This window comes from Paenibacillus sp. FSL P2-0136 (assembly GCF_037975325.1).
Taxonomy (GTDB): Bacteria; Bacillota; Bacilli; order Paenibacillales; family Paenibacillaceae; genus Paenibacillus_AQ; species Paenibacillus_AQ silagei.
Window position 1 is genome coordinate 5,902,332 of the sequence record NZ_CP150244.1, and the last position, 12,976, is coordinate 5,915,307.

The 12,976-nt window shown below is 53.7% G+C and carries 10 protein-coding genes and 1 riboswitch; all 10 genes read right to left on the reverse strand.

The features are described 5' to 3' along the window. Positions 1 to 11: 11 nt before the first annotated feature. Positions 12 to 147, reverse strand: a riboswitch (SAM riboswitch). A 92-nt stretch (positions 148 to 239) separates the two neighbouring features. After that, complete coding sequence (locus NYE26_RS25025; RefSeq protein ID WP_036722024.1) at positions 240 to 986, reverse strand: Cthe_2314 family HEPN domain-containing protein; 747 nt, start codon at positions 984 to 986, stop codon at positions 240 to 242. 26 nt (positions 987 to 1,012) lie between these two features. Next, positions 1,013 to 2,785 (reverse strand): UbiD family decarboxylase, encoded by a 1,773-nt coding sequence (locus NYE26_RS25030; protein WP_339250939.1) that lies wholly within the window; start codon positions 2,783 to 2,785, stop codon positions 1,013 to 1,015. A 61-nt stretch (positions 2,786 to 2,846) separates the two neighbouring features. Continuing rightward, on the reverse strand, positions 2,847 to 3,782 hold the full coding sequence (locus NYE26_RS25035; protein ID WP_209875898.1) for a COX15/CtaA family protein: 936 nt from the start codon (positions 3,780 to 3,782) through the stop codon (positions 2,847 to 2,849). Positions 3,783 to 3,890: 108 nt separating this feature from the next. Beyond that, positions 3,891 to 4,235 (reverse strand): thioredoxin family protein, encoded by a 345-nt coding sequence (locus NYE26_RS25040; RefSeq protein ID WP_036722030.1) that lies wholly within the window; start codon positions 4,233 to 4,235, stop codon positions 3,891 to 3,893. A gap of 86 nt (positions 4,236 to 4,321) precedes the next feature. Next, entirely contained in the window at positions 4,322 to 5,950 is a 1,629-nt protein-coding gene (locus NYE26_RS25045; RefSeq protein WP_209875896.1) for a polysaccharide biosynthesis protein, read from the reverse strand. Between the two features lie 26 nt (positions 5,951 to 5,976). After that, complete coding sequence (locus NYE26_RS25050; RefSeq protein WP_339250942.1) at positions 5,977 to 6,462, reverse strand: DUF456 family protein; 486 nt, start codon at positions 6,460 to 6,462, stop codon at positions 5,977 to 5,979. Between the two features lie 122 nt (positions 6,463 to 6,584). Then, positions 6,585 to 7,364 (reverse strand): Cof-type HAD-IIB family hydrolase, encoded by a 780-nt coding sequence (locus NYE26_RS25055; protein ID WP_339250943.1) that lies wholly within the window; start codon positions 7,362 to 7,364, stop codon positions 6,585 to 6,587. A 93-nt stretch (positions 7,365 to 7,457) separates the two neighbouring features. Beyond that, positions 7,458 to 9,572, reverse strand: coding sequence for a penicillin-binding transpeptidase domain-containing protein (locus NYE26_RS25060; protein WP_339250944.1), 2,115 nt, complete (start codon positions 9,570 to 9,572; stop codon positions 7,458 to 7,460). Between the two features lie 33 nt (positions 9,573 to 9,605). Next, positions 9,606 to 11,672, reverse strand: a complete 2,067-nt coding sequence (locus NYE26_RS25065) for a penicillin-binding protein 2 (RefSeq protein ID WP_339250945.1) — start codon at positions 11,670 to 11,672, stop codon at positions 9,606 to 9,608. 150 nt (positions 11,673 to 11,822) lie between these two features. Then, complete coding sequence (locus tag NYE26_RS25070) at positions 11,823 to 12,962, reverse strand: transglutaminase domain-containing protein (protein ID WP_209875885.1); 1,140 nt, start codon at positions 12,960 to 12,962, stop codon at positions 11,823 to 11,825. Positions 12,963 to 12,976 lie beyond the last annotated feature (14 nt).

Genomic DNA, 12,976 nt, shown 5'->3' on the forward strand with positions numbered 1-12,976 from the left:
ATGACAATGCCTTCTCATCTGCCAAAACCCCCGAATCCGGCGGCATTGTAGGAATTAGCACCATGACATTTGGATGCAGCGTAAGGCTGTATTCAAACCGGTTGCCGGGCTTCATCGGGCCTATCCCTCCGCCGCTCTCGATAAGATCATAGTATGAAGTTATAGACTCCGTATCCTGTCAGAAGTTAATGTATGCCTAAGTATAATTCAGTTTCGAGATTTTTGTCAAAGGTAAGTTTTTACGGACGGGCTTGTCCGGATTTCGGGCCTGGGGCCGCTTTGTTCTTGTGCCATTGTTCATTCCCGTAGCTGTATGCGGCGGCCAGTGACTGGCATACCATCTCCAGGCTCTGCTTCAAATCCTCCAGGTGGCTGTCGAGATCCTCCAGACGAATCTTGTCATGCAATCCCTGGTGACGCTGCCAGAGGTCGTCGGTCATCTCCGCGTTCATGTAATGGATCTCAGCGTTGCGCCGCTTGCGCAAATTCTCAACCGGCTCCCGGTAGGAATTCCTGATTCGCTCCAGCTTCTCCGCCAGCGGATGATGCGGGTGAAGCAACTGAAATTGCCTCAGCACCGTGAAATAAGAGAAATGCGTCTTCACCTTGCCTGTATTGAGATTGTACAGATTATTCAGCACCGTGCCCAGCTTGTCCAGCAGCGAGAAGACACGGATGAAGCCATCCTTGTAGAAATACACATATCTGGCGTACTCCCCCTGCTCCGTGGACGACATGTCGTCCATATAACCGGCTATCACTGACTTCCGGAAAAAGGCTGCTGCGAACCAGCTCTGCTCCAGCTCATCCAGAGAGGAGATCAGGCCGCGTGTCCAAATTTCCAGCTTGCGGTATTCATGGTCATGGTCTTCATGTGCCGCCATCTCCTTGCGCAGCATGGAGGCTGCCTTCGCCATGGACTCCATAGCTTCAGCCAGCACACCGCTGTTCACGCGGGGCGGCTCTCCAAGTAACGTCCGCAGCATATTTTGACCCTCCTTAAAATTCACTTCTACGCCAGAGGAAAATAACGGTTCCAGTTGCGGTCTACCCGCTTCGCAATATCCTCGCTCGGAGCCAGTTCCTCCGGGTATCCCGGCTTCATCCGGGCATCTATAATGATCGGCAGTGTATAGCTGACGCTGCCCCGGTGTACCCCGGCCGCCGAATAGATATCATCCGCCGGATTGAAGCGGGTGAATACGGTCCACAGGAAGGAGGTCTGCGTGCTTACCGCCTCTTCCGCCTGATCCACCAGCACAATCAGCGGCCAGGCGGTCTCCCTCTCCTTGAAGGCAGCCACCAGCCGCTCCGGCAGCTCCGGGTCCTCTTCATAGGATGCACCGGAAACGGCTAAACATCCTCCGCAATAAGGCACAGCGGCGGTGATTGATGGAAGCAGACCCTCTGTATAGGTCCTTGGCAGCTCACGGACCGGGCTGCCAATGCCCGCCATCACCGCCTTACTGCCATGATTCAGCTTACGTCCGGTATAATCCAGTGTATCCATGGAGGTATTGGCAAAGATCGTCAAATCCGATTGTGGATTGAAGCGCTCAAGCACCGTTTCCAGCAGCTTGGGGAAATCCGTTAGCTCCACCTGCACATTAGTCAGCAGCAGGAATTTGGTTAAGGAGAGCTGACCTTCCCCTAAGATACGAAACGCTGACACCATATACTCACGGGGATAGCTTTCCCTCACAACCGCTGAGGTCAGTGAATGCGAACCGGATTCGGAGTAGGACCAGAGCGCTTTGACCGAAGGAATCAGCATAGGATAGGCTGGAGCGAGCAGCCGCTGCAAATAATCCTTCAGATAATAATCCTCCTGACGCGGCTTGCCGGTGATGGTCGCCGGGTAGATGGCATCCTTGCGGTGCCACATCCGCTGAACATGCATGACCGGGAAATCATGCTGCATGGAATAGTAGCCGGACTGGCTGCCGTAAGGCCCTTCCGCTCTCCGCTCCAGCGGAGACACGCGTCCCCGGATGGAGAATTCCGCCTCAGCCGGAATCCGGTGCCCGCCCAAGGGGTCCTGCACCATGGGAAGCTTGCCGCCCAGCATCAGCGAAGCCAGCATCAGCTCCGGAATCCGTTCCGGCACCGGTGCCACTGCCGCTGCAATCAGGGCCGGCGGCCCGCCGATGAAGACAGACACCGGCAGGGTCTCGCCGAGAAGCTCTGCCTGCGAGTGATGGAAGCCGCCGCCCTTGTGAATCTGCCAGTGAATACCTGTGGTGCTGTCGTCATACATCTGAATCCGGTACAGTCCGAGATTATGATCCTTGGGGTTGGTGATATTCTCCGTATAGACCAGAGGAAGCGTGATGAACGCCCCGCCGTCCTTAGGCCAGGCCGTAATCCGGGGCAGCTCCTTCAGCGGATCGCTGCTGCTGCAGACGCCGAGTACCGGAGCCTCTCCTTGCGGTATATTCTTGGTTCCTGCCCTCAGCAGCTCCAGCAGCACCGTCTTCTCCCGCCATAAGCCGGCGCCTGAAGGCGGAATCAGCTGATCCATCGCCGTTGTCAGCGACTTCAGCAGCTGCTCCGGTCTTGTCCCAAAGGCCTTGTTGACGCGCTGAACTGTACCGAACAGGTTCGTAGCGACCGGGAACGGTGTTCCTTGCACGTTCGTGAACAGCAGTGCCGGGCCTTCCTCCTCCACCACCCGGCGGTGAATTTCGGCAAGCTCCAGATAAGGATCAACAGGGGTATCTATCACTGCCAGATCCTTATCCCTGCGGAGCTGCTCAATCCATTGTCGTAAATTACCGTATCGCACTATAGCGTTCCTCCTCAAACAGGACCTTATGCTTATCCCATCCACCGTTGCCGTTTACTTATTACTTGCTGCCCCTGCCGGCTCCGCTTAACTGCCAGACCCTTACACTCATGTAGCACAGAACCCCGAAGAGTCCGGAGATCAGCACGATATGAGACAACGCAGCAAATATGTACAATCTTTCATTATTCAATGTGTATACTACTGCGGCTCCGCTGAATACCTGCATCAGGCATAACAGAACTGCCGCTACTCCCAGAGCCCTCAGCTCCGGCAGCTCCTTATGCTTCCAGAAGGCCAGATGCCCAAGTATAGCCGTCAGCAGGAACAGAATCGCCGCCGCCATCCGGTGAATGAATACAATCCCTACTCCGCCGCTCATCTCCGGAATCCATTGTCCGTTACACAGCGGCCAGCCGGAACACCCGCCTTGGGAGCTGGTATGGCTTACGTAGGCCCCGATGTAGACCACGATATATGAATATACTGCAGTAACCCAGGTTAAGTTGCGGAAGGCTGGGCGGACTTTGGGACTTCCTGTGCTGAATTCCGCTCCTGGAGCGAATGTCCGTCTGGTCCCAAGCGCCAGCATCAGCGAACCGGCGAAGGCAATCAGCGAGAAGCCCATATGCAGGGCCATAACCGCAGCCGACTGCGATTTCACTACTGCAAGCGCTCCCATCCCGCCTTGAACGATGACGAAGATCAGGGTCAGCAGGGCATAAGCCAGCAGATCTCTGCGGTGCCTGGCATAACGCCAGAAGGCAACCATGGAAGCCAGGGACAGCAGGCCAGCCAGGCCGCTGAACAAGCGGTGGGTATATTCAATCAGAGAGCCGATGGTATAGGCCGGAATCAGCTTCCCGTGGCACAGCGGCCACTGATTTCCGCATTCCAGTCCCGAGCCGGTCTTAGTCACCACAACCCCGCCGAACAGCGCCATGAACATAATGAGACAGGTCAGATAGCTGAGCCATTTTAATTGAAGTGTCGTCAATAGTATCACCCGTATTGTATAGGAATGAGTATGAAACATATAAATGCTTATATTATTAGAAAAAAAGCACCGCTTCTGCTCGGATAGGGCGAAAGCGGTGCTGCGTAATTACTTGTGAATGCTGAGATAAACGTCCAGCGCCGTATCAAGGAACTTCTCGATTTCCTCCCGGGACTTGCGGAGCTTGTTCACAAACCGGACCAGTTCCCGTCCATCGGTGTACGCGACAAAGCTTGGAATGCCCAGTATATTCTGTTCCTGGCTGACATCGCCTACGGCATCAACATCCACTTCGACCAGGGTAAGACGCTCTGCATATTTCTGTTCCACATCCGGCATGAACGGATCAATGAATTTGCAATCCACACACCAATCTGCCTTGAAGACTGCCACCGTCAGGCGCGGAGACTGAATTGCCACCTGGAACTGGGCAGGCGAGCTGATTTTGTCCATTTATTGACCATTCCCTTCTATCAGAAAGTTACACAAGAAGCTTGCTCTTTAAGTGAAGCAAAATGTACGGAATAAGTCAAACATCATTATTCACCGGCACGAACACGGGCGGGCTGCAATTTCATTAAAGGACCCAGCAGCTTGCGCAGCGGACGGGGATAACCGGCAATCTCCTGGCTGCTGAGTACACCCAGAATGATCAGGAGAACCAGATACACAATCACGACTGCCGCTCCAACCACCAGACAGGTAATCAGGAAGGCCAGACGGGCCGGCATAAGATCAGTCATCAACAGGCCTGCTTCATTCAGACCATAGCCGATGCCTGCCGAGGCCAGAACCGCAATGGAGAAGCCTCCCCAGCGTTTGCCGAGAATGGAGAAGGGTACGATTTTTTTGAGCATCCGCAGATTCAGCAGTGTAATGACAATGAAGCACAATGCCGTAGAGCCGATAATGCCGTAGATGCCGAACCACTGGCTGAACAGGAAATTGGAGCCAAACTTCACGAGGATACCAACAAGTACATAATACATAGATATCCGCGATTTGCCCATTCCAAGCAGGATCGAGTTCGTGGTCATCATCGTAATCTGGAAAATGGTGCCGAGCGTCAGCATGGCTACAATTCCGCTGCCATCCAGTGTTTTGAACAGCAGGCCATTAACGGAATACGCCGCCACGACCAGTGAGAGCACAACCGGTGTGCCGGTTAGAATGGACACCCGCATGGCGAGTGTGACCTGACGCTGCAGGTGCTGTTCATCTTTGCGGGCGAAGGCGGCAGATATAATCGGAATCAGCGATGCACTTAGGGCGATCGACAAGACCGGAGGAATCCCGGCCACGCTCTGTGCCCTGCTGCCGAAGATCCCCAGTGTCCACGTAGCTTCCTTCAAGCCGATTTGTCCGCTAAGCAGCGGCACAATAAAGGTTGTATCAATGAAGTTCACTACAGGCACCGTAACGGAAGACAATACAATTGGTATGGACAGCTTGAAAATATCCTTGTAAATCTTCAGCAGCGGGATACGGGCTTCACTCGATTCATATAATGCAACCTTCTCCTCGCTGCGGCGCAGCTTCATGGCATAATACAGCATCACGCCGAAGGCGCCGATACTGCCGAGCACACTCCCGAAGGATGCGCCTGCTGCCATCCAGGTGTTGCTGTAACCCTGGCGCAGCAGAATGAAGGCAAGCAGAATGGCCGTGGATACCCGGGCAATCTGCTCAACAATCTGTGAGATGCCGCCGGCCATCATATTGTTACGCCCTTGGAAATACCCGCGCATCATCGCGATCGCGGGGAATAGCAGCAGCGCCGGGGCAATCGCCCGTATGGCCAATGTACTCTCGGGAACCTTGCTGGATTCCGCATAATAAGGAGCAGCTATGTAGAGCGCCACACTCATAAGCACACCAACCACAGCCGCAAAAATCAGCGCCGCCCGGTACACCTGCTGTGCTTCCTGCGGGCGGTTCAGCGCATAGCGCTCGGACACCATTTTACTAAGTGTGCTGGGAATTCCCGCTGTCGCCAGCGGCAGCAGCAGCAGATACACGTTGTTGGCTTGTGTAAACGCAGCGTTACCGACTTCATTGAATAAATGCTCCAGCGGCACCCGCTGGGCAAGCCCGAGGACACGGGCCACCAGTGCGGCTGCCGCCAGAATAAGCGTGCCTTTGACAAAGGATTCTTTCTTGGTGGACAAGCTGTTTCGCCTTCTTCACAATAAATTTAGTAACGTCCGATCCAGATAAAGAAGAGGACGATCATCACAATCTGCAGAATAATCTTGACGACTGTGCTGCTGAACAGCCCGAGCAGAGCGCCGAAGCTGACCTTAACCGCTTTACCTGCCTTCTCGCCGGCAATCAGCTCGCCGATGAAGGCACCCAGGAAGGGGCCAATCAGCAGGCCGAACGCCGGAATCAGGAACGGACCGACAATCAGACCGATGGTGCTGCCGATCACCGAGGCGCGGGAGCCGCCGAACTTCTTGACGCCCCAGGCCCCGACCACGTAGTCGGCAACGAACAGAACGACAACGATCAGGGTCTGGGCAATCCAGAACCAGGGACCGAAGGAGTCGAAGGAAAAGAACCAGCCATATACAAAGAAAGCCAGGTAAATCGCAAGCGCCCCCGGCAGGATCGGATATACCGCCCCCGCCAGCCCGATTGCGAATAAAGCAATGATCAGAATCCAGCCCAGAATTGTCAATTCCCTCAACTCCTTAAGTTTGTTTCGATAGGTAAACTCACTGGAATTCTCTAATGGTGTTGGTCATTATCTTTTCATGTATTACGTTAAACCTTTCCAAACCACTTTACTCGCCCCTCAGCCTAAGCCTGCTTAGAAATCCTGCCCGCCGAGGTTCCGGCCTCTGTCAGGATGTACTTCTGGATCACTTCCGCGATCCCGTCTTCATTATTCGTAGCTACTACCGCATCCGCTTCCTGCTTGACAGCTTCCTGGGCGTTACCCATAGCCACTCCAAAGCCGGACTGCTGGATCGCTGCCAGGTCGTTGAGGCTGTCGCCTACGGCAACAACCTGGGACATGTTAATGCCGAGCAGCTTGCATACTTCAAGGATGCCTGAAGCCTTATTGACGCCAAGCGGATTAATCTCCAGGTTGAACGGCGAGGAGTTGGTGATCTCCAGCCCGCCCAGCTCCTGCAGGCGCATCAGCAGCTTATGACGGATATCGTTATCCTCGGTGGAATAGCCGAATTTCAGCCATTCCCTGCTGTCAATCTCCCCATCCCAGCTATCCCGGTTGTACACTTCATCTACGGAGTAGGCCCAGAACCAGATATCGAATTCTTCAGCGATCTTGTGCATCTCCCGGACCAGTTCAACATCCATCAGGGACCGGCGATACAGCTCATGAGGCGCACGCCAGACTTCACTTCCGTTGACCATGATCATCGGAGTATTCAAGCCAAGCTGTTCAGCATACGGCATCGCACTGCGCGAGGAGCGTCCGGTAGACAGGCAGACATGTACGCCGGCTTCCATCGCTTTTTTGATCCATTCCACCGTAAGCGGGGTAATCTTCTGTTCGTCGTTCAGTAGGGTTCCATCCATATCCAATGCTAGCAGGCGGTATTTGGCAGTCATTTGCCACCCCTCCATTCTTGGTTGCTCTTTCGTTTGAAGGCAACCGTATATTTGGTATTACGCAGATCCATCTCCTACTCGATTATAATATCATCAGTTTGTTGCAGGAGTATTATCGGCACTGTCACCGGAAGCAGCGCCGTCATTTGAGTTCGCTGTTTTCAGGCTTTTCTTAGGCACACCGTCCAGTCCGTACTCCCAATCATAAGCATCGAAAATTTTACGCGCAACCGGAGCGGCACTGTTGGAGCCGAAGCCGCCTTCCGGAATGACCACAGCCACCGCTAACTTAGGATTATTACGCGGGGCGAAGGCAATAAATACCCCGTTATCGCGTAATTGTCCTTTTCCCAGCTGCTGTGAGGTCCCTGTCTTACGGGCAAAATCATAAGGGAAATCTGCGAATGCGGAGACCTTACTGTTCATGCCCTTTTTAATCTCTCTCCAATAGGACTTGTCAAAGGTCGTCACTTCATCCAGCACCTCGCGCTCAAACTTCTTGACCACCTTGCCCGATGAATCCGTAATCTTGCTGACAAGCTGCGGCTTAATCCGCACCCCTTCATTCGCAAGCGTCGAGGCATACTGGGCTAGCTGCAGCACCGTATAACGGCCCTGCTGTCCGAAGGAGGCATAGACCAGCGCGGCTTGCGCACTGCCCGCTGCCTTAGTATCTGTGTAGTTGATCTGTCCCAGGTATTCATTAGGCAGACCGCTCTGCGTAGATACGCCCAGGCCGAATTCTTTCATATACTTATCCCAGATATTAATGCCCTCACCCTTGTAATGCTCATAAAGCTTCTTACCGACCATATCCACCATGAACACGTTGGAGGAATCCTCAATCGCCTTAGCCGGACCCATCCGGCCGTATACGTGACCCGAGGAATTTCGGACAGAGGATTTATCATCCTTACCGAAATAGGCAATCCCTTTGTCAGTGTACGTATACGAAGTGCTGAAAAAGCCTTCATTCAGACCGATCAGCACCGTCAGCGGCTTAATGGTGGAACCGAGCAGTACCGTGGAACCAAATCCATGACCGGACAGGCCGGAAGAATACGGGGTGATCGTCCCGTTCTGGTAATTGCCCATGATCTTGTTCCATGTATCTGAATCCAGCTTCTCCGCTGTCCAGACATTGGTATCGTAATCAGGCATACTGGCCATGGCCACGATATTGCCGGTATCGACCTCCATCGCCACGGCGTAGCCTGTCTTGGCGTCAGGATGAGTCTTGCCCTGTACAGAGTTGCGGTGCAGCCAATTAATCTGTTCGGTGATGGCCTGCTCCGTCTTAAGCTGAACATTCTTGTCAATCGTCATCCAGATGTCATTACCCTTGACAGGCGGCACAACCTCTTCCACCTTCTCGGCCATGTTCTGCGGATTCACCGAGATGACCTGATAGCCGTTCTTGCCGCGCAGCTCCCGCTGATATTGCAGCTCCAGACCGTCGAAGCCGACGAATTCATCGTCTTTATAATTCAGGCCGGGATCTGCGCCGATCTTCTTCATGGCGCTCTGAATATTCTTGTAGATGTTGAGCGTATTGGAGGATTTGAAGGGCTTGATATAGCCGACCGTCTGCACGGCAACGGTATCCTTGTCGTAATGACGCACGCCTTCTTCTACGATCTCCAGACCGGGGAACTCGCTTTTGTGCTCCATGAAATAGGCGATTTCCTTGGTGGTCAGACCGGATTTGATCTTGCGGGCCATATAGCCCGAATATTTCTTGAAATATAAATCCAGAGAATTAATCACTTCATTAACGGTCAGCTTCTCGCCGTTCGGGTCGCCATATTCGTCAAATTTCGCAACCAGATTATTCGCCAGCGCATACGCATTGGCTCTTGCCTCCGGCTTCAGCGAGCTGATCCCCGTCTCCTTGTCCACCGCCTTGGCTGTATATTCTTTCGTAAGCGTAACATACAGCGTTTGAACGGAGGTGGAGTAGGCAATTTGCTCGCCTGCGGCTGCGCGGATGCCTCCACGGATGGAGGCGAGAGGGACACTTTTGGTATCCCGGCTGGTCTCCACCTCGGTAAGCGTCGGTCCCTCAACGAATTGAATAACTGCGAGACGAATAATAATCACACAAAAAATGACAAACGTGCTGAAGAAAAACACGTTAAGCCGCAGGCCAAGCGAGCTCTTGCTGTCCTTCTCTTCCGGGGGGGAGGCCTGCTTTCGGAAAACACCCACAGTTTTTCACTCCTCTACATCAAAATAAACCGTTTAATCCACCCTTGACTCTGGCACATTCTTCTTAGGGACTCCATCCAGTCCATACTCCTGGTCATAGGCTTCAAAGATCCGGCGGGCTACCGGTGCTGCACTGTTCGCTCCAAAGCCGCCTTCCGGAATAATCACGGCCACCGCAAGCTTAGGATGCTCACGCGGAGCATAAGCAATGAATACCCCGTTGTCTCGGGTGGCCCCGAAGGCTTCCATCTCAGAGGTTCCTGTCTTGCGGGCGAAGTCATACGGGAATCCGTCAAACGCCTTAACCTTAGTATTCATCCCGCGCTTGATCTCCTTCCAGTAAGAAGGGTGAAACGAGATGCTGTCCAGGACTTCCCGTCCAAATTGCTTAACCGTCTTCCCATCGGGATCTGTAATCTTACTGACGAGCTGGGGCTTAATCCGCACACCTTCATTCGCAAGTGTTGCCGTATACTGGGCAAGCTGCAGTGCGGTGTATTTCCCCTTCTGGCCGAAGGAGGCAAGTACCAGCGCTGATTGGGCAGAGCCTGCCTTCTTCGGATCAAGATAATCGGCAACTCCGGCACTTTCACCCGGAAGCCCGCTTTGCGTAGACACCCCAAGGCCGAATGCCTTCATATATTTATCCCATATGGCAATGCCTTCTCCCGGATACTTCTTGTACAGGGCATTACCGACCCACTCTACCATAAAAGCATTCGAGGACTCCTGAATAGCCTTCGCTGGACTAAGCGGGCCCAGGACATGGCCGGAGGAATTCCTGACCGAGGAGCTGTTATTCTTACCGAAATAACCAATCCCTTTATCCATGTAAGTATCCCCGGTAGTGAATAAGCCTTCTTCCAGACCGATCAAGACACTTAACGGCTTAATCGTGGAACCCAGGAAGATCAATGACTTCAGCCCGTTACCGGAGATACCGGAGGAAATATCTGTAATCGTCCCGTTCTGATAATAGTCCTCAATTTTGGCCCACACTTCTGTCGGCAGCCTCTCAGCATTCCAGACATTCGTATCATAGTCCGGCATATTCGCCATTGCCACTACATTGCCTGTATCGACTTCCATCGCAACGGCATAGCCGGTGAGCGCATCCTTATGAAGCTTCCCCTGTACAGGGTTGCGGTGCAGCCAGTTGAGCTGATCCATAATCGCCTGTTCTGTTCTCATCTGCACCTGCTTGTTAATCGTCATCCAGATATCGTTGCCCTTGACGGGCGGGACCAACGCGATAACCTCTTCGGCCATATTCTGGGCATTGACAGAGATCGTCTGATACCCGTTCTTCCCTCTAAGCTCGCGCTGGTATTGCTGTTCAAGACCATAGATGCCGACGAACTCATCTTCCCTGTAGCTAAGTCCCGGGTCCGCACCCGTTTGTTTCATGGCGCTGCGGATATTTTTGTATAAATTATATCCTGTTTCTGTAGAACGGAATTGCTTCATATAACCAACCGTTTGGACAGCCACCGTGTCCTTGTCATAATGGCGGATACTCTCCTCCACCACTGACACCCCGGGATAACGCTGCCTGTTCTCCATCAGATGGGCGACTTCCTTCATCGTAAGACCGGCCTTGATCTTGCGCGGTACATACCCCAGTGACTTCTTGTAATCAAGGTCCAGCAGTTGCAGGATATCCTCCTTAAGCAGCTTCTTCGCAGAAGGGTCACCATACTGTTCAAAAACGGATGACAGCCCCGCCACCAGCGCCTTCGTATTTGCCTTGGCTTCAGCAGTGGGTTCATATAAGCCGGTGTTCTTATTCTTGACCTTCGCGGTGTATTCTTGGGTTAACGTAACGAATAGCGACTGAATCGGTGTGGAATGTGCGATGTCTTCCCCGCCCGCCGCGTGAATAGTCCCCCGGATCGCCGCAAGCGGAACATCCTTGGTCTCCCGGCTGGCCTCCACCTCGCTAAGCTCGGGACTCTCTACAAACTGCAGTCCCGCAAGCCGGATCATAATGATCACAAAAATAAAAAAAGTGCCAAAGAAAAACAGATTTATGCGTAAGCTCAGGTAGTTGCGGGTCTCTCCATCACCTGGGCCGGAGCCCGGCTTACCGAACCATCTCACAGCAAGTCCTCTCCTTGTATGGTTTGCAGTACTGCTTATCCTTCAGATCAGGGGCAAGAGCTAACGGTACCGTCCTTTGAAAGGACGGCACAGCCGTCTCCACTTGCCCGCTGTTATTGTACCATAGATACAAGAGCGTCCGCTTCCTTCTCAGAGGATGTTCTCCTTGATATGCGTGGAGTCGAAATCCCCCGGATTGAACCAGTTGCCGCTGCTGGCCCAGGTGGAATCGAGCGGAATCCAGGCTGCGCTGCTGCTGATATAGACCTCATTCCAGGCATGCGGGCCATAACCGCCTTGACCGTCATAGCCCTTGCCGGTGACGACACGCACCTGAAGACCTTGCGAGCGGGCCATCATGGCATAGAGCCGCGCGTAATCAATGCATACCCCAAGCCGTGTATCCATCGTATCCTGCGGGGTCTGCTCGTGCCAGATCCGTCTCTCTTCATAATTCTTCGCCTTGTTATAGTCGTAGGCAATACGCGAGCCTACCCAGTCATAGAGCAGCCTGGCCTTTTCTTCATCGCCGCTTGCTTGTCCGGCGATCTCTGCGGCTGCACCGGCAATATCCGCCGAAATATCATGGTCAATCACCTCATATTTACGACGGAGAATGTCACTCATCTCGGCGGCTACCGCCTTGGTCAGTACCGGAAGCTTGCCTCTGACCTGTTCACCGGCCAGCGGCTCAAATACCGCTTCCGCACTCTGGCTGTAGACCGGTGATGATTGCACATAGCGGCTGAAGCCGCTGTCCGGGTTCAGGGCGACACTGATGAACAGGACAAAGACCAGCACCATGGCCCGGGTAAGCCCTGCGGCGGTGCCAAGCACTGCCCCGACCAGCCGGCTGGCGCCTGTGATCCGCCCTGAGCCCCTCCCGGACTGGCGCGGCAGGCGAAACGGCAGCAGCAGGAACAGCAGACCCAGCAGCAGACGAATCAAGGTATAGCACAGCAAGAGCAGCAACAGAAACCGCACTACCGGTGAATTCGCCAGTACAGAGGCACCGGTATAATATAGCTGCTGCCATTGGCTTAGCTTGTCCTCCGGCGGAGTAATGCCGGAAGCCCAGTTCCCGGCAGCAGGCGAGAGGTATACGGCTGCGGGAATCGCCATCACCAGCGAAGCTGCCGCAAGCACTCCTGATCCGAGCATGCCGAACAGCCCTCCGGCTGCTCTGCGGAAGCCCCGGCCCCAGCCCTGCAGTGCAGAGAAGAGGACGATCAGCAGCAGAACAATGGAGATGATATTGGCTTCACGAAGACTTTCTATCCAGGTATTCAATGAATCACTCCTCC

Coding starts and splice junctions, on each gene's coding strand:
- NYE26_RS25025 (WP_036722024.1), bottom strand. CDS start 986: ATGCTGCGGACGTTACTTGGAGAGCCGCCCCGCGTGAACAGCGGTGTG.
- NYE26_RS25040 (WP_036722030.1), bottom strand. CDS start 4,235: ATGGACAAAATCAGCTCGCCTGCCCAGTTCCAGGTGGCAATTCAGTCT.
- NYE26_RS25055 (WP_339250943.1), bottom strand. CDS start 7,364: ATGACTGCCAAATACCGCCTGCTAGCATTGGATATGGATGGAACCCTA.